17 protein-coding genes are annotated in these 22,010 nt (G+C 55.9%); 6 read left to right on the forward strand and 11 right to left on the reverse strand.

Going from position 1 to position 22,010, the window contains the following annotated elements; genetic code table 11:
* Positions 1-20: 20 nt before the first annotated feature.
* Together AC1Z3F_RS01160 and AC1Z3F_RS01165 are read right to left on the reverse strand one after the other, a co-directional pair.
* On the reverse strand, positions 21-1,727 hold the full coding sequence (locus tag AC1Z3F_RS01160) for an MDR family MFS transporter (RefSeq protein ID WP_483566369.1): 1,707 nt from the start codon (positions 1,725-1,727) through the stop codon (positions 21-23).
* A 32-nt stretch (positions 1,728-1,759) separates the two neighbouring features.
* Positions 1,760-2,362 carry a TetR/AcrR family transcriptional regulator gene (locus tag AC1Z3F_RS01165; RefSeq protein ID WP_242632578.1) on the reverse strand — a complete coding sequence of 201 codons (603 nt, stop codon included), beginning with the start codon at positions 2,360-2,362 and terminating at the stop codon, positions 1,760-1,762.
* A 175-nt stretch (positions 2,363-2,537) separates the two neighbouring features.
* Here AC1Z3F_RS01165 and AC1Z3F_RS01170 point away from each other — a divergent pair, with 175 nt between their 5' ends.
* Positions 2,538-3,104 (forward strand): GNAT family N-acetyltransferase, encoded by a 567-nt coding sequence (locus tag AC1Z3F_RS01170; protein ID WP_483566370.1) that lies wholly within the window; start codon positions 2,538-2,540, stop codon positions 3,102-3,104.
* On the opposite strand, the gene AC1Z3F_RS01175 is transcribed toward AC1Z3F_RS01170, so the two are convergent.
* From AC1Z3F_RS01175 to AC1Z3F_RS01190, 4 genes are all read right to left on the reverse strand, one after another.
* Complete coding sequence (locus tag AC1Z3F_RS01175) at positions 3,094-4,440, reverse strand: hypothetical protein (RefSeq protein ID WP_483566371.1); 1,347 nt, start codon at positions 4,438-4,440, stop codon at positions 3,094-3,096. The two genes, AC1Z3F_RS01170 and AC1Z3F_RS01175, sit on opposite strands and share 11 nt — an antisense overlap.
* A gap of 98 nt (positions 4,441-4,538) precedes the next feature.
* Positions 4,539-5,951, reverse strand: coding sequence for a class II fumarate hydratase (locus tag AC1Z3F_RS01180; RefSeq protein WP_483566372.1), 1,413 nt, complete (start codon positions 5,949-5,951; stop codon positions 4,539-4,541).
* Positions 5,952-6,081: 130 nt separating this feature from the next.
* Positions 6,082-6,711, reverse strand: a complete 630-nt coding sequence (locus AC1Z3F_RS01185; protein ID WP_483566373.1) for a carbonic anhydrase — start codon at positions 6,709-6,711, stop codon at positions 6,082-6,084.
* A gap of 68 nt (positions 6,712-6,779) precedes the next feature.
* Positions 6,780-7,454 carry a DUF4245 domain-containing protein gene (locus AC1Z3F_RS01190; protein WP_165477364.1) on the reverse strand — a complete coding sequence of 225 codons (675 nt, stop codon included), beginning with the start codon at positions 7,452-7,454 and terminating at the stop codon, positions 6,780-6,782.
* Between the two features lie 155 nt (positions 7,455-7,609).
* Here AC1Z3F_RS01190 and glpX point away from each other — a divergent pair, with 155 nt between their 5' ends.
* Positions 7,610-8,644 (forward strand): class II fructose-bisphosphatase, encoded by a 1,035-nt coding sequence (glpX, locus tag AC1Z3F_RS01195; protein ID WP_131090374.1) that lies wholly within the window; start codon positions 7,610-7,612, stop codon positions 8,642-8,644.
* Positions 8,645-8,742: 98 nt separating this feature from the next.
* Here the strand turns inward: glpX and manA are convergent, their stop codons facing one another.
* From manA to AC1Z3F_RS01215, 4 genes are all read right to left on the reverse strand, one after another.
* A complete protein-coding gene (manA, locus tag AC1Z3F_RS01200; RefSeq protein WP_483566374.1) occupies positions 8,743-9,951 on the reverse strand; it encodes a mannose-6-phosphate isomerase, class I in 1,209 nt (402 codons plus the stop codon).
* A gap of 88 nt (positions 9,952-10,039) precedes the next feature.
* A complete protein-coding gene (locus AC1Z3F_RS01205) occupies positions 10,040-11,677 on the reverse strand; it encodes an LCP family glycopolymer transferase (RefSeq protein WP_483566375.1) in 1,638 nt (545 codons plus the stop codon).
* Between the two features lie 18 nt (positions 11,678-11,695).
* Entirely contained in the window at positions 11,696-12,226 is a 531-nt protein-coding gene (purE, locus tag AC1Z3F_RS01210) for a 5-(carboxyamino)imidazole ribonucleotide mutase (protein ID WP_444612857.1), read from the reverse strand.
* A 75-nt stretch (positions 12,227-12,301) separates the two neighbouring features.
* Positions 12,302-13,462: a 5-(carboxyamino)imidazole ribonucleotide synthase gene (locus AC1Z3F_RS01215; protein WP_483566376.1), complete on the reverse strand. Its 1,161-nt coding sequence runs from the start codon at positions 13,460-13,462 to the stop codon at positions 12,302-12,304.
* A 176-nt stretch (positions 13,463-13,638) separates the two neighbouring features.
* On the opposite strand from AC1Z3F_RS01215, the gene AC1Z3F_RS01220 reads away from it, so the two are divergent.
* On the forward strand, positions 13,639-14,220 hold the full coding sequence (locus tag AC1Z3F_RS01220) for a GtrA family protein (protein WP_131090170.1): 582 nt from the start codon (positions 13,639-13,641) through the stop codon (positions 14,218-14,220).
* Here AC1Z3F_RS01220 and AC1Z3F_RS01225 read toward each other — a convergent pair.
* Positions 14,217-14,945: a TIGR03089 family protein gene (locus tag AC1Z3F_RS01225; protein WP_131090169.1), complete on the reverse strand. Its 729-nt coding sequence runs from the start codon at positions 14,943-14,945 to the stop codon at positions 14,217-14,219. The genes AC1Z3F_RS01220 and AC1Z3F_RS01225 overlap by 4 nt on opposite strands.
* A gap of 287 nt (positions 14,946-15,232) precedes the next feature.
* Here AC1Z3F_RS01225 and AC1Z3F_RS01230 point away from each other — a divergent pair, with 287 nt between their 5' ends.
* The 3 genes from AC1Z3F_RS01230 to AC1Z3F_RS01240 are packed head-to-tail and all read left to right on the forward strand — an operon-like array spanning position 15,233 to position 21,986.
* On the forward strand, positions 15,233-15,757 hold the full coding sequence (locus tag AC1Z3F_RS01230) for a WhiB family transcriptional regulator (RefSeq protein ID WP_131090373.1): 525 nt from the start codon (positions 15,233-15,235) through the stop codon (positions 15,755-15,757).
* Positions 15,703-19,233 (forward strand): glycosyltransferase family 2 protein, encoded by a 3,531-nt coding sequence (locus AC1Z3F_RS01235; protein WP_483566377.1) that lies wholly within the window; start codon positions 15,703-15,705, stop codon positions 19,231-19,233. The genes AC1Z3F_RS01230 and AC1Z3F_RS01235 overlap by 55 nt, the downstream gene beginning before the upstream one ends.
* Positions 19,233-21,986 carry a DUF5719 family protein gene (locus AC1Z3F_RS01240; RefSeq protein WP_483566378.1) on the forward strand — a complete coding sequence of 918 codons (2,754 nt, stop codon included), beginning with the start codon at positions 19,233-19,235 and terminating at the stop codon, positions 21,984-21,986. Before AC1Z3F_RS01235 ends, AC1Z3F_RS01240 begins: the two co-directional genes overlap by 1 nt.
* The last annotated feature ends 24 nt before the right edge of the window (positions 21,987-22,010 follow it).

Below are 22,010 nucleotides of genomic sequence, written 5' to 3' on the forward strand. Positions count from 1 at the left end.
AGCTACAGGCTAAGGCAGTCTTATTTGATGTCGCTATCGGCTTCGCCTGTTGGCTTTTCAGCTACGAGGACAGAGCCTTCGGCCTCTAAGGCCGGGTCGACCGAATCAGTGTGCTGTACGAGGTGGGCTTCTTCGTAAGCGATTGCTTCTTCGCCGCCGATAGCCTCGCCACGAGCCACCATGCCGGCGGTGTCGGACAGTGGAATCTGCTTGAGGAACAGTGCCAAAGCAAACGCGACAACCAGGAATGGAACCAGGTACCAGAACACTGGAGCCAACGAACCTGCGTAGGCATCCACGATGCCGTCACGCAGTGCCTGAGGCAACGAGGAAAGTGTTTGTGGGTCCAAGGACGAAGTTGCTTGACCAGCTTCGGCAGCGCTGGCGCCAGCACCGGAGAACACGTCCATCAGCTTCTCGGAGAGGCGGTTGGTGAACAGTGCACCGAAGATCGCAACACCGAGCGAAGCGCCAACTTCACGGAAGTAGTTGTTGGTCGAGGTTGCGGTACCGATCATCTCGGGATCCACCGCGTTCTGTACCACCAGGACAACAACCTGCATGATCAGACCCATGCCGGCGCCCAATACGAAGAGGTAAACGCAGATCAGCCACAGTGGGGTCTGAGCAGTCAGCGTGGTGAAAGCCAGCAGTGCCACGATGGTCACCAGGGTGCCCGCAATTGGGTACGCCTTGTATCGACCGGACTTGGAGATTGCGATACCGGAGTAGATGGAGGTACCCATCATGCCGACCATCATTGGAACCATCAGCAAGCCGGATACCGCAGCCGAGGTGCCCGAAGACATCTGCAGGAAGGTTGGCACGAAGGCAATAGCCGAGAACATGCCAATACCCAAGGTGAAGCCGATGGCGGTGGCGGTAATAAAGACCCGGTTCTTGAATAGGCCCAGCGGGATGATTGGATCTTGTGCCTTGGCTTCAGCAAAGACAAACAACGAAGCAGCAACAACCAGTCCTGCGCCCCATGCCCAGGTTTCCGGTGCGTTCCAACCGTGGGTTGCAGATCCACCGAAGTCGGTGAAGAAGATCAAGCAGGTAGTTGCAATCGACAGCAGTAGAACACCGAAGTAGTCAATCTTCTTTTCGGCCTTCTTGTTTGGCAGGGTCAGTGCGAACCATGCAATGGCGAAAGCGGCGATACCAACAGGGATGTTGATGTAGAAAGCCCATTCCCAAGTGAGGTGGTCAACGAAGAATCCACCCAGCAGTGGGCCGGCGACTGCGGACAAGCCGAAGATGCCACCTAGTGGACCCATGTACTTGCCACGCTCGGAAGCGGGAACGATGTCAGCGATGATGGCCTGCGACAGGATCATCAAGCCACCGCCACCCAGACCTTGAAGGGCGCGGAAAATCACGAACATCCAGAAGGTGGTGGAGAAGGCTGCGCCAACCGATGCCAAGGTGAACAGGGCAATAGCGATTAGGAACAGATTGCGTCGCCCAAGGACGTCGCCAAATTTGCCATAAATCGGCATCACGATAGTGGTTGCCAGCAAGTAGGCAGTGGTGATCCAGGCCTGGTGCTCAACGCCACCGAGCTTGCCAACGATGGTTGGCATCGCGGTGGAAACGATGGTCTGGTCCAGTGAGGACAGGAGCATGCCTGCGATCAGGGCCGAGAAGATGATCCAGATGCGCCGCTGAGTTAATACCAGTGGCGCGTCGCCCGGGGTTTTCCGGGAACTAACGGTTGTAGCCATGTTTATCCTTGCGAGATTTGTGCGAAAAGTTTTTAGTCGTTGGTGCGACGTAGCTGCTGGCCCATGATGCTTTGAACTTGGGACATCAAATTCAGGAATTCTTCGCTAAGTGAGCGTTTCCCGGATCCTGCAACGTAGGCATCGATAGCTTGAAGCATGGTGTGTTTCAGGATGTGCATCAGGCTGCTGAGTCGTGGATCTTGGGGATCCACTCCTTCACGCGAAGCGATGAGCTCACGGAACTTTGCCTCTTTTTTCGGGCCGGTCTGAACCATGTGTTGGAGTAGCTCCGGTTCGCGGTGGGCCATGGTGAAGAACCCGTGAGTGCTCACGATCTCGTTCTCATCGATGCTTAGTCGTTCAAGGACTAATTCCACCAAGTCGGCCAGCAATGTTGGGGAGATTCCTTCAATGCCTTCAGGACGTGCGGCCATAAAACGTTCAATGCTTCCCTCTGGCAAAGCATCGGATTCATGGCCAAAGACGGCATCAAGCTTGCTGGGGAAGTAGTTGAAGAAGGTGCGACGCGATATGCCTACGCGTTCGCAAACATTTTCAATAGTGAACCCAGTAAATCCAAGATCTGCGGTCAACTCGCGACAGTGGCGGGTGATGGCCGTTTTGGTTTTTTGCATGCGATCGCTAAGCGTTGGTGCCCCGCAAGGTACCTCAGTTTCGCTTGTTGCACTATTGTTCATATAGTGCAGTATTGCACTATGGGAACGAGGGTGCAACTTATGTGATCTGCAACATTGTGGCCTTCAGGGTCACCGAAAACAGCTCATAGTCTTGGTGTCATAGGGTTGGGTTATGGCCCAAATAGAACTGCGCAAACCAACTCCTGAACTCCATGCATCATTCATGCAAAGTACTGCCGAATGGAACGGCGTCGACCAAGATGGCGCCTCAGTCTTCTTCGCCGAAAAGTATGGCTGGGACTTGGCTGACCGCACTGATTTTGAGCATTGGGTGCAGTTGCTCAATGACTTGGCAAAGCCGGATTTCACACCCCTGCCGGGATTCGTCTCGCAAAGCACGCTATGGGTCGTGGAAAACGGCGAATACTTAGGTGCCGTGAGCTTGAGGCACGAGTTAGGCAATGACTACTTGTTGGAAGTCGGCGGCCACATCGGTTACGGCATTCGCCCTAGCGCCAGACGAAGAGGGCTCGCCAAATTTGCGCTCGCCGGATCATTGGAGCAAGCGCGAGCACTGGGTCTCTCGAAAGTACTGATTACCTGTACTGACTCCAACATCGGCTCCGCTCGCACCATTGAATCCAGCGGGGGAGTACTCGAAGAAATTCGCCCTCTCAGCGAGGTTGGGCCACGCTTTGGTTCGGTCGATTCAGTTCGACGTTATTGGATCAATCTGTAGATTGATCAGAATCCGCTGGAGTTTCATCTGCCACAAACCAAGCCCTCGAATGCTTGTAGCGCACTGCGAAACCGGAGAAGCCCGAGCCATGAAGGTCAATTTTGTCGATGCCTCCCAGGTGAGGTGCCGAAAGCGCCTCAGGCTCATCAAGCTGCTGGCCTATGAATTCTTCGGCGCGGTCCGAATCTTCACCAGTATCCACTCGGCCGTCTTTATCGATTGATGCGTAATAGCCAGTAAACGCAGCCCCAGTGAAGCCTAGAACTACCGTTGACCCTGACTCCTGACCATTTCGTGAAGGCCACGGCGATTCTGCCGCCCAGAGCCATGCCTGATCAGCAGCGTGCGTAAACTCAGTCGGGCTCATTGAATTGATGGCATCAATGCCGTGAATTGGGCAATGAGGGCTGGCAACAACGTCAAGACTTTCCCGGATTTCCTCAGCATCGTGCGGGTACATCTGAACAAGTTCAGCAGTGCAGATGCAACGGGCAACAGCATGCTTAGGGTCATTAGATACCCATCCGGTGGGCACCCCCTGCAGTGAGCCAAAGTCAACCAATGGCCCCTGAAGCAGAGGAATACGCCAGACGTGTAGTCCGACTGTGGATCGTGCCCACCACCCGGTGACTGCTCTAAGAAGTAGCAATAGGCCAAAGGCCGTGGCGATTACTGATGCCGCTGCAATGAAGTCGGCATAAGATGTTTCTTCGATCTGTGCTGCGGTGGCACCTTTTTCGTCGGCGAACACCTTGAAAGTCCACCACCAGCCTGCAGCAGCAAGGCCGAACCATACGGCGGCCAATGCGACATCTACGAAGGCACTAAAGCGTAAGTCGTCGCGTGAATCTTCAGTCAGCGCAACAGTCTTGCTGCCGCTGAGAGCCTGGGCTAGGTTGCCGACCTGCTTCGTCTGATGGACGAGTGAACCTAGATCGTATAGTCCCCACGCCAGGGCGGTAAGGGCTCCGAGACACCAGAAAGGTGCCTCAGCGCTGCTATCCAAAGTGTGAAGCGTTGCCGCGTAGCCTAGAAATAGCGGGGCTAGAAACACCATGTAGCGCGCGAAAAACCAACCGAACATGGCCGTGGCCATAATCAGTGAAATGCTGGAGAGCCCCAACATGTCGAGCAGCCGGTACTCACCCGTCCACGAAGGCACGTCACCATCAAGCCAATGCTTGAAGCCAAGGAAAATGCCCAGCAGGGTTGCCGCCAAGATGGCAAGCGCGACATTACCGGCGAATCGCCTTGAGCGACGCAAGGGAAGCGAAGACCATTGCGCCGAATTAGGCGTCAGCAAATACCGGTTGGAAGTCCGGTTTTCATCGTTCATTTATACAGTTTGACTTGCAATACTGCGGCAAACAAATGTTTTGTAATCAAGAATGGGGCTCCGCGCCAGTTCGACGCGAAACCCCATGCAATCCCTGATTAGTGCTTACCAACCATGGTGGAAACATCGAGCAACTGATCTAGCTGTTCTTCGGTAACTTCACCGCGCTCAACAAAGCCCAAAGCGACGGTAGCTTCACGCACTGTCAGCCCTTCGGCAACGGCCTTCTTGGCAATCTTTGCGGCGTTCTCGTAGCCAATCAACTTGTTCAGTGGTGTCACGATCGATGGTGAGGCCTCGGCCAAGAATCGAGCACGCTCAACGTTGGCTTTGATGCCGTCAATCATCTTCTCAGCCATGACCTTAGTGGTGTTGGAGAGCAAACGAATTGACTCAAGCAGGTTCGAGGCGATCACTGGAATGCCGACGTTCAGTTCAAAGGCACCGTTCGTTCCGGCCCAGGCGATAGCGGTGTCATTGCCGATCACCTGAGCCGCAACCTGAATGGTGGCTTCAGGGATGACTGGGTTGACCTTGCCCGGCATGATCGATGATCCTGGCTGCAGATCCGGAATGGCAATTTCACCCAAACCAGTGTTTGGACCGGAGCCCATCCAGCGCAAGTCGTTGGCAATCTTGATCAGCGAAATTGCGATGGTGCGAAGAGCGGCGGATGCTTCCACCAGGCCATCACGGTTTGCCTGCGCCTCAAAGTGGTTGCGGGCTTCGGTGATAGGTAGGCCAGTATCTTCGCGGAGGAACTCGATGACCTTCTGTGGGAAACCGTCCGGGGTGTTGATGCCGGTACCCACCGCAGTGCCGCCCAGAGGAACTTCGGCCACTCGTGGCAATGCAGCCTCGATACGTTCAATGCCGTAACGAACCTGTGCAGCGTAGCCACCAAATTCCTGACCCAAAGTCACCGGGGTAGCGTCCATGAGGTGAGTACGTCCGGACTTTACAACGTCCTTGAATTCGGTCGACTTGGACTCCAACGAGGAAGCGAGCTGGCCCAAGGCTGGAATCAGGTCGTTGATCAATGCGCTGGTAGCTGCCACGTGCACCGAAGTAGGGAACACGTCGTTGGAAGACTGCGAAGCGTTCACGTGATCATTCGGATGAACTTCGGTGTCGCTGTTCTTGGCCTTCAAGGCGCGGGTGGCAAGCTCAGCTAGAACCTCGTTGGTGTTCATATTTGAACTGGTGCCGGAGCCGGTCTGAAAGACGTCAATAGGGAACTGCGAATCGTATTTACCGCTGGCCACTTCTTGGGCCGCATCGGTAATTGCTTCGGCGCGTTCGGCATCCAAGACGCCCAAAGCGAGGTTGGCGGCAGCTGCGGCCTTTTTTACCTGCGCGAGAGCCTTGATGTGCGATGGCTCTAGGGTTTTGCCTGAGATGGGAAAGTTCTCCACCGCACGCTGAGTTTGTGCGCGATACAAAGCCTGAGCTGGAACTCGGACTTCGCCCATGGTGTCGTGTTCAATGCGGAAATCGTCACTGTTAGTCATGCGCCCAGATTACGCCTGTTTGGCAGGCGAAAGACAGGACCGTGATGCAAACATCACAACCCACAGTGACGCTTCAGAAAATCGGGAATAAATGTTGATCTACAAGGCAGTTTGCAAAGTGCGCGGGTGCTTAGTCCAGACCCAAGCTGGAGACCAGCTGTGCTCGCCCGTCGTGCAAGTGATAGGCCACGCCAGCTACTGCCGTGCGGCCTTCTTCGATGGCTTGCGCAATGATGGTGGACAAATCAACAAGACGATCGGTGGTCTGCTTGACGTGCTCGACGGCGGTGCCGTTTACATCGGTGATGCCCTTGCGCTCAGCGGCCAGTACCGATGGGGTAATGTGCTCAACCAAGTCCCGAACAAAGCCCTTGGGCATGTTGCCGGTTTCTTTAACCTTGATGGCGCTGGTGATTGCACCACAGGAGTTGTGGCCAAGGATCACAATCAACGGGACGTTCAGGCTCTCAACCGCGAATTCCAATGAGCCCAAGCTAGCCGGGTCAATCACGTGACCGGCGGTGCGCACCACAAACATGTCACCCAAACCGGCATCAAAAATGATTTCAGCAGCAAGTCGGGAATCCGAGCAACCAAAAATCACTGCATAGGGTTCTTGACCAGTGAGCAAGGACTGGCGTCGTGCACTGTCCTGATTGGGGTGCTCGGTCTCTTCGTTGACGAAGCGTAAGTTGCCGGCGCTGAGTTTTTCCCATGCCTCGTTGGGCGACAGGGACTGAGCGTTTGAATCATATGGCATAAGTCAAAGTCTACGGGAACAAATTCGAATATCGAATTCGTCGCGTCAGGTCGCAGTCATAATGCGAATTAATTCATCGTCGATTCTGCCAACTTTGCGACGTTCTCCAACTCTTCGGTGGAAGTGTCGGTCGAAAGGATGAGAGTCGAGTCTTTGCGCTCTGAGATCAGGTAGGTAGTTTTGTCTTTCACACGTTCTTCCCACTTCCAGCCACCAATTGTTTTGGTGCCCGTAGGAACGGCAGCGTCCGTGGTCAAAGCGATCCACGTTTGGTTGGCCTTGGCAGCTTGGCGAACCCATACAAAATTCTTGTCATCGGAGACAACGCCAAATTCCCAGTACGGAACGCCCTGGGCATTGTTAGCCTGCCAACGCGCAAAATTCGCGTACTCGTCTTCGGCCAGCTCGGGTGCAAAAATCTTGAATCCTGCGATGGATTCAGTCTGCTCGGCAGTCTGCGCCAGGTTAACATCGCTCTTAAAGGCTTGTTCTTTAGGAGCCGGGTTGAGAAGAATCAACGGAATGAGAATCGCCAGGGTGAAACCGACCGAAAGAATCATGCCCTTGTAAGTCTGATTGGCACGCTTGGCGGCTTTTTCGGTGAGCTGTGGCTTGAACGGAAGATCGTCAAAGGTAGCTTCGGGATCGTTTAGATCGCGCCGTGGGGCCGAATCTAGCTCGGCGTTTTGATCCAGCGGTTCGTTGACAGGCACGTTGTTCCCGTTGTTGTTCTCAAGTTGCACGTCTTCTATTCTCCCTGAAGAGTCTGTGTAATTCGAACTTGCGTGCCCAAGCCCATGCTGATGTGTTGCAGGGACCGTCGACATGAACTGTCACGTAATTTTCTAAAGAGCTAGAATGTCAGTGTTTGCATAGGCGCAATGACTACGACTCAGTGATGGGATCTTTCGTGACCGAAAAGAACAATTATGCCCAACTTTCTCCGCGATTGTCGTTAACCGACGCGGAGCCGGACCGCAACCTAGCACTGGAGTTGGTGCGCGCTACAGAAGCGGCCGCTATCGCTTCCACGCCATGGGTTGGCTTCGGAGACAAAAACGCGGCAGACGGCGCTGCAGTTGATGCAATGCGTGGTCTGCTCTCCACCGTGAACTTCAATGGCGTTGTTGTTATCGGTGAAGGCGAAAAAGACGAAGCACCAATGCTCTTCAACGGCGAGGAAGTTGGCAACGGCACCGGTGCGGAGTGCGACGTAGCCGTTGACCCAATCGACGGAACCCGTTTGACGGCCCTGGGCCTGAACAACGCACTTTCGGTCTTGGCAGTAGCTGACCGCGGATCCATGTTTGATCCGTCAGCAGTGTTCTACATGGAAAAGCTGGTCACCGGACCAGAAGCAGCAGACCTAGTTGACCTACGTCTGCCTGTGAAGCAAAACCTGCACCTGATCGCTAAGGCCAAAGGCAAGAAGATCAGCCAGATTACCGTCACCATCTTGGACCGCCCGCGTCACGCTGGGTTGATCGAAGAGATCCGTGCTGCTGGTGCTCGCACCAAGCTGCTCATGGATGGCGACGTAGCCGGTGCTATCGCGGCAACTCGTGAAGGCACGGGTGTTGACGCACTGATGGGTATCGGTGGAACTCCAGAAGGCATTGTGACCGCCTGCGCTATCAAGGCACTGGGCGGTGTCATCCAGGGACGTCTATGGCCTACCGACGATGACGAGAAGCAGAAGGCGCTGGACGCTGGCCACAAGTTGGACCGCGTTCTCACCACCAATGATTTGGTGACCTCGGATAACTGCTACTTCGCAGCTACCGGCATCACCGACGGCGACCTGCTGCGCGGTGTGCGCTACAAGGGCAACCGCATCAGCACCCAGTCGATCGTTATGCGCGCGAAGTCCGGAACCATCCGCTTCGTTGAAGGCGAACACCACCAGGACAAGTGGGAAGCTTACACCCGCTAAATCCAGGTAAGACAAAGACCTGCGGCCATGGACTCAAGTAAGTCCATGGCCGCAGGTCTTTAATCGCTCAACGTTCGTAGCGGCTGGTGTCTGAGATGTCAGTCCAGCTGCGAGCTGGAAGCAAAGAGCTGGCCCCGAGTATCACCTTGGAGAGTTGCTGAAGCTGGTAGTTCCGCAGCGGTGATGAACCAGGATTGGCCCCGGGTAATTGTCCGTTGGCCTTCTTGGGTTCTGATCAAGAATTCGCCTGCGGTGCACAGGATAATGGCGGCCCCATGCAATTGCAGATCCGATGCTTGGCCTGGTTGTGTCGGATCCAGAACCTGCAACTGGAACTCTTCAAACTCTGGCTTGTACAAGCGGTCATGGTTAGCCAGCGCTACCGGCTCCAGAATTGGTGCGGGGGAGGGCTGGGCTATGGTGACGTCCAAGAGCTCTGGAACATCAATGTGCTTGCTGGTCAGTCCGCCTCGCAATACATTGTCCGAATTAGCCATGACCTCGATGCCGAGTCCACGCAGATAAGCGTGTACGTTTCCGGCACCCAAACTGATGGCCTGTCCTGGCTCCAAGAAAACCAAATTCAGCAACAGAGCAACAAGTACGCCCGGATCGTTCGGGTAGATCTTGTTGATCGAGACAAGCTCCGCAAAGTGAATATTAGAGCTCAACTTTGCCGAAGACTCGATGGCTGCGCAGATCTGCTCAACGGCTTGGGCCACGGGTTCACCCGCGGTGAGAATGTGCTTAAAGGTCTGGGCTAAAGGATCCGATCCTTGCAACAGACCGATGATCTGCTTGACCTCACCCAGCTGATTGGCTGGGAGCTCACCGGATACCAAGCGTAGATCTTTGATGATTTGAGCTGGCTGACGGAATCCAGACAGAGCCACAAAATCGGTGAGCGCATAGAGCATCTCCGGTTTGTGATTGTCATCCTTGTAGTTACGATCAGCTGCATCCAAAGCCTTGCCACTGGCATTTTCCGAGGCAAAACGTTCTTGAGCTTGCTTGAGCGTTGGATGGGTTTGGATTGATAGCGGCTGGGTGGCCGAGAGTACTTTGAACAAGTATGGCAATCGGCCAAAACGCTGGGCCACAGTAGTACCCAAGATGTGTTGTGGGTCTTGCGCGATGAAGTCATTAAGCGCAACATCTTCATCCGCCACACGGCTTGGGCACCCAGGATGAGCACCAAGCCACATCTCTGCCTGCGGAGTAATCTCCGCAGGCAGATTCAGCAAGTCAGAGATCTCAGAATCGGATCCCCAGTGGTAGTCCCTGATCGCGTTATTCAACTCGAACACGTCGCTTGACCATAGCCTTTCATTAACAGTGATTGGGTTGCGTTGCGGTCGGGGGGTCTAACCGTTGGTACTGCAGTGCATGATCCGTCTAAGGAACGGTGCACTCGTCGTTGTTGGCGGCAATCTGAGAAATTCTGGTGGTTGCGCCGGCCATTTCCAGCTCAACCAAGTATTCCTCGGTGATCGGGCTGCCATCAGGCTGGGTGAACTCCGCGTCGCCACTGTCGGACAGCTTCGGCGCGTTATTGATATCTCCAGCATCTGAAGTGTCCTCGGAAGCCTCGGTACTCTCAGTGCTCTCTTCAGACTTGGAGGAATCCGTTGAGTCTTCACTTGCTTCAGCCGCGGCGCTCTTCTTAGCCTTCTTCTCATCATCCGATTCGTTTTGCTTTGCGATCAAGGTCTGAATTCGACCCTGCAACTTATCAAAATCTGGGTAGGTGGAGAAGGTGCGTTCGAAGTCCGGAGCGCCGAGGGTCAGTCGAGCCATTGGCTGCGAGGAGACCTTTTCTGCCAAGGAGACAAAGGAACCGAGCTGACCGGCTGGAATGTTGGTTTCCACCAGCTGTTCACCGGCGGACATGATGCTGGTGAAGTTGCTCAGAATGGTCTGCGGAGTGAACTGCTTGATGATTGCCTGCTGTAAGCACTGCTGGCGCTTGATGCGGTGGTAGTCATCGGTGAAGTCACGGGAGCGAGCAAACCACAGGGCCTGCTTTCCGGTGAAGGTCTGGTTGCCCGGAGCGAACCAGTGGGTACGAATGGTGCTGTTTTCGTAGCGCTTACCGTTGTAAGGAACCCAGCCACCCGAATCGATGTTCACGCCGCCGAGGGCATCAACAAACTGCTCGAAGCCAGCCATGTCGACCATGACGTAACCCTGAACAGGTAGGCCGGTGGTGCCTTCCAAAGCGTCCATCGCGGCCTGCGCACCGACGTTCTTAACTGTGCTTGGGAAAGCGTCAGCGTGCTCGTCGGTTGCGTTGCGGTAGATGGCGTTAAAGATGCATTCGTCACCGCAGTTGTAGCCGTCAGGCCAGATCTTCTTCATCGGTGAGTCATCGGCAAAGCGAGCACCCTGGAAGTTACGCGGGATGGAGATCAATAGGGTCTTGCCGGTCTTGGCATCCACCGAAAGCAGTGCCACCGAGTCAGTACGCACACCTTCGCGGTCGCTACCGGAGTCGGCACCGAACACGGCGACGTTATAGCGCCCGTTGACCGGTTCAAAGGCCGGTCCTTCGTCAAAGACGGACACGATGGTTTCGCGACCGGTGTTCAGAATCGATGCTCCGTAAATGAACACGCCACTGGTGGCCACAACCGCAGCTAGCGTAAACACGGTCACGATAGCGCGCATACCTGGTGCCAACATTCTTGGCTTGATGATCACCAAGGTGTTAACGAACATGACGAACCAACCGACGGCCAATACTGAGAGCACGATGATCAGGAACATCTGGAAGTTCGGGTGCGCGACCCAGCCAAGGATCACCGAACGGTTAATGAAATAGATTGCGAGGACGGCAAGGATAGCCACCCAGCAAATCATGGTGACGGTGACGGCGATACGTCCAAGTTTGCGGTTTCCGGCAACGAGCTGAGCGCTGCCCGGGAAGAAAATGGTCAAGAGGACCAAGATCAGCGCACGTTTGCTGCGTTGCGGAGCGCTTATGGTCTCCGGACTGCGCAACGGACCTTGTGCGCGATGATTGGCAGAACCCATGTACTTATGTGACTTTCCCTAGGAAGCGAAATTCTCGTTGGCAACTTCTTCGCGCAGTGCAGCACCCTTAGCGTGGGCTGATTCGCGCAGAGATTCTGCGAACTCAAGCAACTTTACCTGCAATGACTGTGCAAGCTCGTCGGTTCCCGATGCGAGAGTGCGCACTGCAAGCAATCCTGCATTGCGTGCACCACCGATGGAAACAGTCGCTACGGGGACTCCTGCAGGCATCTGAACGATGGACAGCAAAGAATCCATTCCATCAAGTTTAGCCAGTGGAACTGGCACTCCGATGACAGGAAGCGGAGTAACTGCTGCGAGCATGCCCGGCAGGTGAGCTGCGCCACCAGCGCCAGCAATGATCACACGCAGTCCGCGTTCGTGAGCTTTTGTACCGTACTCAATCATTTCGGTGGGCATCCGGTGAGCAGAGACAACGTCAGCTTCAAAGGGAATGCCAAATTCAGCCAGGGCTTGTGCGGCGAGGCGCATTACTGGCCAATCGGAATCCGAACCCATGACAAGGCCAACAAGAGGTGCAACAGACATCAGAATATTCCTTGGGATAAGTAAGTGTAAGAGCCACTGCGTTGTTGGGTGCAGTGGCTCTTGGCGGTCAAAAGATTAGTGGTCAGCATCCACGCCGTCGCGGATTATCGCGGCGACCTTATTGGCTTGGGAGCGAAGTTCATCCACGCTCTGCCCGGCATTAGCGACTACGTTTACGTGTCCGATCTTGCGTCCCGGACGCACCGATTTGCCGTAGGCATGGACCTTCACCTCGGGCGCGGCGGCCAGGGCAGCGCTAAACGCAGAGTAAAGATCTTGGTTGGCGCCGCCAAGGTAATTCTTCATGACGGTCAGACCCAACTCGCTCGTTTCACCCAGCGGCAAATCTAGAACCGCCCGCAGGTGCTGTTCGAACTGGCTGGTGATAGAACCATTCATGGTCCAGTGCCCGGTGTTGTGTGGACGCATGGCCAATTCATTAATCACAAAACCAGCCCCTTGGCCGGGCGTTTCGAAAAGTTCTGCAGCCATGACACCAGTGACACCAAATTCATTGGCGATCAGCAGTGCCGCCTGCGCAGCGGCTTGGGCCGTAGCCTGATCCAGTTCCTGGGCCGGTGCAATAACTTCGTCGCAGACTCCATCAACCTGGATGGTGTGCACTACTGGCCAAGCCTTGGCTTCACCGGAGGGGGTGCGTGCCACCATGGCTGAAAGTTCTCGGGAGAAATCGACTTTGTCTTCGGCCAGCAGTGGACCGTTGGCGAACCAGTCGGCAGCGTCTTTGGCGTCTTGTGCGTTATCCAGCATGCGCACGCCCTTGCCGTCATATCCGCCGCGAGGGGTTTTGAGCACGATGGGCCAGCCGGTTTGATCACCAAAAGCGATCAGCTGCTCAACATCATCTACCTTGGCCCACGCAGGATTGGGCAAGCCCAGAGCTTCGATAGCTTCACGCATTACCAGCTTGTCCTGTGCATGAATCAGGGCGGCCGGGCGCGGCTGAATGTTTACGCCTTCATTGATTAGCGTGGTGAGAAATTCGTTGGGAACATGTTCATGGTCAAAGGTGACCACGTCCTTACCCTGAGCAAATTTGCGCAGGGTTTCGAGGTCCTTGTAGTCACCAATGGGTGCATCAGGAACACTTCGGGCTGCCGACACCTCGGGCCCTTCGGCCAGAACATGAAGTTCAAAACCTAGGTTCAGGGCCTCGGGGGCCATCATTCGGGCTAGCTGCCCGCCACCAATCACACCAATTTTTGGAAAGCTCACGATATCTAGGGTATCGAAATCACGCGGTAGATTCGCATGCGCGTTGTCTGATTACTCTCAGAATTCGGTCAATCACCAGAAACTACCGATAAAATAGCAAGGTCGCGTGCTCTGAGTTCTGCTCTGCGCGCCCTGTTACTGCTAGCCAGACGGGAACTTGATTCCCTGGAGGACCCTTGCTCGAGCGCATCAAATCAAAAATTGCCGGACTCATATCGCTGTTTTGGCGGGAAGTTGCGAAGTTCGGTGTCGTCGGTGGCGTCGCGTTCATCATTGACTCGGGCATCTATGTCTGGCTATTGCATGGCTCAATGAGCGATTCGCAGGTTAAGGCAAAAATCGTTGCAGGTGTCGTTGCGACCATCTTCTCGTGGGTCGCTAACCGATACTGGACCTTCCGCCATCGTCGCCAAGCAAATGTGGTGCGCGAGCTGGTGATGTTCATCATCATGAACGCAATCGGTCTGGGCATTGCGGCCGCGTGTGTTTGGGTCACCAAGTACTGGCTGGGTCTAACCGATGCAACTTCGGTCTTCATTGCCGGTTCGGTCGTCGGCCTGATCCTGGGCACCATCTTCCGCTTCTTCGCTTACCGCTTCTGGGTCTTTGGTAAGGAAATGGATCAGGAAGAAGAGTTCGCCCACGACCACGAGATTTTGGGTCGACCACAGAGCGAAACCGGTGCGGACGGCAAGGACCTAGCAACAGGTTCCAATGGACCGACCGACACCGGCTCTACTCCTAAGGTCTTTCGTTAGGCCCCAGGCACGTAGTCGAAGGTGATGCGCTCACCATCTCGTAGGCGGTCGCTGACCTCTAGAGAATCTTCAACCAGAACTACGCCGTCCCCGGCTTTCCACTGCCCAATTAGGTAGGGGAGTAGTTTCAAAATTGGCTGATCCGCACGTACCAAGATCGTGCCCTTGGGATCTGCCGCCGGTGCGAAGAGCTCTTCGATGCTCAGCTCTGCGCCAGCAGGGGTGGCAATGGCCGCGGTAGAACCAGCTACTGCCGATGGGTAGAACTGGTCGCCATAAGAACGTACCGTGGCATTAAAGTCTTCAGCAACGGGCCCCAGATCCGAACCGAAGGACAGCGCGAGAGCTGCCGGGTTCACTGCGAGGATCTCGCTACTTGCTGGAATGTTTTCATCGTTGGGCGTGGCCGTAATAAACAGGGCCGCGCTCTGCGCATCTTGATGAGCTGGGTCGACAAGTTTGGCGCCGTGGTGCAATGCAGCTAGGGCCAGAACCAGCGATTTCCAGTGTGGGGCGAGGCCTATGACGACGATGGATTCTTCGCCGAGGTCGTAAAGGTCGCCCAGCAAATTCGCGCTTTTAGCCACCCAGTTGTCAAATACCCGTCCAGAGAGCTCGATGCGTTCACCACTTTGAGAATGCCAAGTAAGCCAAGGAGACGCCGAGGACCGTCGCACCGCGAGCAGTGCTTCGACGAAAGTTCCAAGTTGTTGGTTGCTACTCATTGATCGTCCTTTGAAACTAGTTACTGAGAATTCACCGGGAATTCAAGCAAGTCGAGACTCGCCCGCTCTTCTGCCCGTTTTGACGGCGTGTTGTGCCGGGAGTTTCCTGAAAATTGTTCTTAGAATGACCTCCCCACTTGACTCTAGCGGAGTTACACGGATGTAATTAGATGGTGAGTCCGGCGGAATCCATCACATTCTCTAGTTTGATGGAATAAATGCTGCCGGATGGGTAGGCGCCATAGATGGCCCAATCCACTCAAACCAATCGAAAGGTCAACATCACCATGGCGAATCTGGAGCAGGGGTACTCCGAATTTTCGACCTCGGCTGTTGCGTCCGCTCAGTACGGGCTCGAAGACGCACCGTCTGACTGGTTTGTCGACCCTCAAGCCGGTGAGTCCGCACGAGTGGCGCTCGCAGCTGATCTTGAAACTGCAGCCGACAATTATCTTAAAGAGCATGACTCATCTCAGGATGCTGAAGAGATCCCTTCCGTAGGATCTTGGGCACCGGAGCTTGACGAGGACGACGACGTACGCGAGAGCATCAAGGCCGTTTGGCTTGGTGTCGGCGGCGAAGTTGATGAAGGTGAATTGGGCTGGCAAGCCCGCGCACTGTGTGCACAAACAGACCCAGAAGCGTTTTTCCCTGAAAAGGGCGGATCGACTCGAGACGCGAAACGCGTCTGCGGCGCATGTGTTGTTCGCTCAGAATGTCTAGAATATGCCTTGAGCAATGATGAGCGCTTCGGCATATGGGGAGGGCTCTCAGAGCGCGAACGTCGCCGTCTACGGAAACGAGCAATCTAATTCGTCCGCCAATTCATGTCACCGCCATCGTTGCCTCGCACGATGGCGCTGACTTTTTACCACGCACTTTGGCCGCACTGCGAAACCAGTCGAGGCCTATTGAACGCTTTGTCGGAGTAGACGCTTCTTCCTCCGACGCTTCCCTTGAGGTATTGCGTGCCAATCTGCCTTCCAACGCTGCTTTACTGCAAGCCGAGGAAGGCTCTTTGGGCCTATCGATGGAAGCGGCAGTCTCGCAACTGCCAGAAGCACGAGAAGACCGCGACGAATGGTTATGGATCGTCCATGATGACTCCATGCCGGCACCCGAGGCACTTGAAGCACTGACCCGAGCCGTTGAAGCGTCAGAATCGGTGTCCATTGCCGGGTGCAAACTGCTGGACATTGATAACCCCCGCCACCTCGTCGAGGTGGGACTGAGCGTAGACCGCAAGGCTCAGCGACTGACCATGATCGATACCGACGAAGTTGATCAGGGACAGTACGACGCACGCAGCGACTACTTCGCAGTGTCCTCTGCCGGTATGTTCATCCGCCGCGACGTTTTTGAATACCTTGGCGGATTTGATCCAGCAATTCCAGGCCGTGGCGACGACGTGGACCTGTGCTGGCGCAACCGCCTGGCCGGATACCGTGTTGTTGTTGTCCCCGAAGCCAAGATGTACCACCAGGTTGAGGTAGTTGACTCCCTGGCCGGGCCTAGCGAAGCCAAGCGTTCGGAAGTATTCCAGCGTTTGAAGTTTGCCGCCCCACTAACTTTGCCGTTCCTCTGGATCGGCCTTTTGCTCGGCGGTATCGGCCACTTCCTGCTGGCTCTGCTGGCTAAGGACCCAGGCCACGGTTTTGGTCACCTGCGCGCAACGCTGCGCGGTCTATTCACCCCGGGCAAGCTGTCGGCCTCCCGGCGCAATGTGCGCACAATTCGTGAGATTCCACGCCGCCAGGTCCGCAAGCTGATGACCTCGGCGTCGCAGGTTCGCGAATATCGACGCAATCTGACCACCGGCCGCGATGATGCAGAAGTCTTTGGCGACGGAAGCGGTGCCGATGCCATGGTTGAACCCAGTGGCGACAACTTCTCGGACTTTGTTCGCATCGCCCGCCCTCCGCGTACCACCGCGGTACTGTCACTGATTTTTGCCCTGCTGATTTCCACGGCCGCTTCGCTAATCGCTTGGCGCAACGTACTTGGTGCGTCTGCGCTTTCGGGTGGCGCCTTGCGTCCGTTCTCGCAGAGCACCAAGGAAATCGGAGCCAATGCGATTTCCTGGTGGCAGAGCATTGGGACCGGGCTGAGTGCTCCACCAGATAATACGGATGCGTTGTTCTGGCTGTACTCGGTAGTGACCTTTGGCCACGCCAACCAGGTAGCTCCTTACCTCTTCCTTGCCGCCATGCCATTGGCTGCCTTGAGCGCTTGGTGGGGCATCGGGGTAGTCAGCCGATCGCGCGCTGTGCGATTCTTTGCCGCACTGGTGTGGGCCCTGCTTCCATCACTCACCTCTTCACTGGCCTCGGGCCGAATCGGCTCAGCTTTGGTTCACATCGTGCTGCCGGTATTTGTGATGGCAGTGATCCGCTCCATGAACGCGCAGGTTGCCGTTGAGGGAGCCAGGCCAAAGACGGCCAAGGCGCAGTCAGTTTCTGCATGGACCGCGTCGGCCTGTGCCGCATTGTTGCTGTGGGTAGTTTCCGCCGGTTCAATGGCGTTCTTCCTGGCAGCGACCATCTTGATTTACGCTCTGGCGCTGTCCTCCCTCCACCGGGCACGTAGCCTGTGGTGGATCCCGTTGCCAGCTGTTGTGTGGAACTTGCCTTTGCTCTTCGCAGCATTGAGCGAACCACGTTTGCTGTTCACCGAGCCAGGAGCTCCTACCGCTTTCTCGCCAGCATTGCCATGGCAGATGCTTCTTGGTTTCCCAGAAGCTTTTGATGCCAAGGCGGGCTTGGTCGGTTGGGATATGTTGCCCGCTGGCCCTTGGGCGCTCGTAGCAGCTTTGCTTATTGGCGCACCGGTGATCATCATGGCCCTTATTGGTACGTTGAGCTCGGCTTTCAGCCACAACGCCACCATGCGCCGCAACTCGCGCCGTCTGCTCTGGGCCGGCGTGATCTCGTTGGCCGCTGGTTGGGCTGTTGGATTTATTCCGGTCAGCCTTCAATCGCATACTTCGGTAACCGCCTACACCGGACCGTTTGTCTCGTTCACCGTTTTTGCTTTGATGGCCGCAGCTGCCAACGCATTGGCTGCACTGCGTCACGAAAACCAGCCTCGCACCCTGCGTGCACGCGCACCACGATCCTTGGTTTCGCTGATGGCAGTCCTGAGCGTGATCGCTGTTGCCGGCTCAGGAAGCGTACTTTTGGCCTCCCAGCTGAACCCAACGGCAGCTTCGCAGGAGCTGACCAAGCTGGTGGATACCCAGCAAGTTCAGTCCTCCCAGCCACGCACCTTGCCGGCCACGGCCGCTGACGCCGGACGCTCTGAATTCCAAGAGCGCACCTTGGTACTCAGCCCACGTTCATCGGGTGAAATCGACAGCCAGCTGGTTTCCAGCTCAGGTGAGACCCTCGATAGCATCAGCCGCTACTCGCAGGTTAAGCAGCTTGATGGAAGCTTGCTAAACCCGGAACGCAACGAAAGCTCGATTACCTCCTCGACCCAGAGCAAGGCAGTTGCCAAGTTGCTCTCCGAGTCCGCACTGGATTCTCGCGATTCCCTGCGTGACTTAGGTATTGGTTACGTTGTACTGAACGAAACCGGTGAGTCCGTTCCCGCCACCGTGCGCACCCTGAACGCAGCTACCGGTTTGGCTTCAGTAGGACAGACCGACAGCGGTTGGCTGTGGCGTGTGGATTACAAAACTTCGGGTGAAACCGAAGGCGCTGGATTTGCTCGCATCGTTGATGAAAATAGTGGCGTGACCGTACTGCCAACCGAGCGTGGCAAGATGAGCAACGTTGAGCTGCCGGAGTCCAAATTGAAGCGGACCTTGGTGCTGTCCACCGCTGCCGATTCGAAGCTGCGCGCCAGCCTCGGGGATGTGGCACTGCGTTCGGTGGCCTATCCGGAAAATTCGGATACCCGCTGGGCTCAGGCCTACGAAATCCCTAATTCCGGTGGCAAGTTGTCGCTGACGCACAAGGAAAGCATGGACACCCCGGTTCTGATTCTAGGCGCCTTGGTCTTGTTGATTACCGTGCTGCTGGCCATTCCGGTTCCAAGCTCGCGCCGATTCGCCAACTACCGCAATAGCGATTATCGTTTCCGCGAACCTCGCGCTGCGGACGAAGAGCTAGCTGATGGTCATGAAGTCTTGGCCGCAGCTGAAGTTCGCAGCCCCTCAACGGCTACTGGCGTCCTGCCACAAAGCCGTCGCGAGGCTCGTGAGCGGGCCAGTGAGATCCGAGAAAACTTGACCCCGAAGCTCAACGACCGAATTTCGGACGATGAAGCCGAGCAGGAGAAGAAGTAGTGAGCGACGAGAAGAACGTTAACTCAGCGGATTCTGCTGATAAGCCTGAAAGCAAGGCTTCGGAGCAATCCAAGCATCCAATGTCTGCAGCGCTGACCCGCGCCGAAGAAAAAGCTGCCAAGATCAAAGCCAAAATCGACGCAAAGTTGGACAAGGCTCGGGCGAAGGAAGCAACACAACGCGCCAAGGCGGACGCCAAAAACGCTGCTGAGTCTGAAAAGGTTCAGAAGGCGCAGCAGGAAGCTGATGCCAAGGCTGAAGCTAAAGCCGAAAAGGCTCGTTTAGCGCAGCAGGAAGCTGACGCTGCCGAAAAAGCCAAGGCTGACAAAAAGGCCGAAGCCCTGGCCGCCAAGCAGGCTGAAGCTGAGCAGAAGGCTGCCGCCAAGGCAGAGAAAAAGCCAACTGCTCAGAATCAGAGCGAGCAGAAGCCTGCAGTGACCCCGGCACCAGTTGCCGATCCTGACAAGGCTGAAAAGTCTGACCAGGCTGATAAGTCTGCCAAGGATGAGAAATCCGAGACCATTCAGCAGCCTGAGACTTCCCAGAAGTCTGCAACTTCTGTGCCTCTTGCAGTATCGAATACCGAACCGGCAAATGCTCCAGCGCAGGAGCCTGCAAAGCCAGTCGCTGCGCAGAAGCCTGAGCCGGTTGCTCACAAGGCTGAAGAGCACAAGCACGCCTCGCATAAGGCCGAGGAACCAAGCCACGCATCGCATAAGGCAGAGCCACAGCAGGATGAAACCTCAAAACCTGCACAGCTAGTTGCACCGTTGCCTGCTTCGCAGCAGCTAGGTGCACCCGTAGCTGCCGATAAGGCTTCGGATTCGGCGGCGACCAAGGATCCTGAGAGTGCCCCGCAACCAGCAAAGAGTTCAGCAACGCCTGCTGCCGGGACTGCAACTGTTGCCGGTGCTACAGCTGCCGCTGGCGGTGTCCCAGCATCGAATTCCGCAGATGAGAAGAATCAGGTTCCTGCCGCGCAAGAGCCAGAAGACGCACAGGCTGCCAAGCGCCGCCGTAAGTTGGAAAAGATTCGTGCTGCTGAGGCAGCTAAGGAAGAACAGTCGCAGAAGTCGGAGGCAGTGGCTACCGTCCCGGCGTCCGAACCAAAAGATTCAAAGGTCAGCGCCCGTCGACGCAAGCTAGAAAAGGCACGTATTGCGGCGAGCAAGGATGCCGCAACGGCTCCTACTCGTAAGAAGACCGGGGCAGTGCTCCTGAGTCTGGCCGCCGTTGTTGCAGCCTGCGCGGTTGTTGGTGGCGGATCGATTATCGCCCCCAAAGCGGCAGAAAGTACTCTGCCAGCGGCGGTGACCAACCTGCCTGCAGGTGACGCCACGAGTATCTGTGCTTCAACTCCACAGCTGCTCAAGGGTGTTGATGGAACGGATCCGCAGTTTGCTGCCGGTGCCAAAAACGTGAACAGCAACGTGCGTTCCATTGCGGTCTCAGACCTAGCCAAACGTATCCCGGGCTCATCGGTTGCCAAACTTGATGGTTCCTCACCCCGCACACTGACCAAACGCATCAAGGAAGCCGAAGCGGTAGAAGCTCGCGGCGCAGATGATGCTGGACAGACCGGGCGAGTCAGCAAGATTTCAACGCTGAATAACGTCGAGGGTATCCAGTCGTATTCGTTGCAGCCATTAGGCGGCCTGGCCTCGGAAGGTAGCGCACTACGCAGCTACCAAGCCTCGGACGGTGACCTTGAAGGTTTAGCCACGGCTACCTGCCAGGCACCTGCCTCCAACTGGCGCTTCACCGGCCTGCAGACCAGCACCGGATCAACCAGCGTGATGCACCTGTCCAACCCAACACACACCACCGCTCAGGTTGCACTGCAGCTGCGTGGTCCAGATGGACTGATCGATACCCCAACCCTGCAGAGCATTGTTCTTGCTCCGGGGGAGGACAAAGCCTTGGTCCTCGGCGGCTACGCGCAGAATATGGGCTCTGTTTCGGCTGAGGTCACCAGCGTTGGTGGAAAGATCACCGCAACGGTTCAGCAGGCAGCGCTTCGCGGCCTGACCCCCTCGGGTGTGGACTTTGTTGGTGCCAATGCTTCGGCTTCAAACAGTCAGGTAATCCCGGGCGTCTGGATTGATAGCAAGGAGAACATCTCCTCGCTGAGCAAGGACGATAGCTCCTTGGTGCCACAGTTGCACGTTTCTGCCACCGGGTCTTCAGGGGCCGGCTACAAGGTAAAGGTCCTTGGAGAAAATGGTGAAGTAGCAGCAAGCTTTGACGAGAACTTGGCGGCAGCATCAAACGCAACCAGTGTTGTGGATTTGAAGCAGCTGGCCGGTGGCTACTACACCGTCGTGGTTGAATCTGACGCTCCGGTGACCGCAGCAGTACGCATGGTACGAGGTGCTAACCCGAAGGATTCTTCGGACACCGCGTGGGCAGCGAGCTCCAATGTTCTTGCTGGCACTCAGGCCATGCCCATTTCTGCCAACGGCACCGGAAAATTTGCTTTGGCTGCCGTAGATTCGGATTCCTCCGTGGAAGCCACCGTAGTAACCAAGGACGGCAAACTGCAGAAAGCAAAGAAGCTACAGATTGATGCCGGTTCTTCTATTGTTTTTGATCCAAACTCAGTCTCGGATGATGCTCAGGCAGTAATTTTCTCAACCGACGCCAATACCTATATTGCTCAGGTGGCGCTCGGTTCGGATCGTTCGATTGCTTGGGCTGCGATGCCTCAGGCTAATGCCGGTCGCGACGGCATTGTGGTAAATATCGGCGGGTAGCGCCCCGTCACCAAGGAACAGTTT

This window comes from Glutamicibacter sp. MOO4, from assembly GCF_056934395.1.

Excerpts from the sequence above, each read along its gene's own strand:
- AC1Z3F_RS01170 (WP_483566370.1), top strand. The coding sequence starts at position 2,538 with ATGGCCCAAATAGAACTGCGCAAACCAACTCCTGAACTCCATGCATCA.
- AC1Z3F_RS01180 (WP_483566372.1), bottom strand. The coding sequence starts at position 5,951 with ATGACTAACAGTGACGATTTCCGCATTGAACACGACACCATGGGCGAA.
- AC1Z3F_RS01175 (WP_483566371.1), bottom strand. The coding sequence starts at position 4,440 with ATGAACGATGAAAACCGGACTTCCAACCGGTATTTGCTGACGCCTAAT.
- AC1Z3F_RS01230 (WP_131090373.1), top strand. The coding sequence starts at position 15,233 with ATGGCGAATCTGGAGCAGGGGTACTCCGAATTTTCGACCTCGGCTGTT.
- AC1Z3F_RS01160 (WP_483566369.1), bottom strand. The coding sequence starts at position 1,727 with ATGGCTACAACCGTTAGTTCCCGGAAAACCCCGGGCGACGCGCCACTG.
- AC1Z3F_RS01165 (WP_242632578.1), bottom strand. The coding sequence starts at position 2,362 with ATGCAAAAAACCAAAACGGCCATCACCCGCCACTGTCGCGAGTTGACC.
- AC1Z3F_RS01225 (WP_131090169.1), bottom strand. The coding sequence starts at position 14,945 with ATGAGTAGCAACCAACAACTTGGAACTTTCGTCGAAGCACTGCTCGCG.
- AC1Z3F_RS01185 (WP_483566373.1), bottom strand. The coding sequence starts at position 6,711 with ATGCCATATGATTCAAACGCTCAGTCCCTGTCGCCCAACGAGGCATGG.
- AC1Z3F_RS01235 (WP_483566377.1), top strand. The coding sequence starts at position 15,703 with ATGGGGAGGGCTCTCAGAGCGCGAACGTCGCCGTCTACGGAAACGAGC.
- purE (WP_444612857.1), bottom strand. The coding sequence starts at position 12,226 with ATGTCTGTTGCACCTCTTGTTGGCCTTGTCATGGGTTCGGATTCCGAT.
- AC1Z3F_RS01205 (WP_483566375.1), bottom strand. The coding sequence starts at position 11,677 with ATGGGTTCTGCCAATCATCGCGCACAAGGTCCGTTGCGCAGTCCGGAG.
- glpX (WP_131090374.1), top strand. The coding sequence starts at position 7,610 with ATGGGATCTTTCGTGACCGAAAAGAACAATTATGCCCAACTTTCTCCG.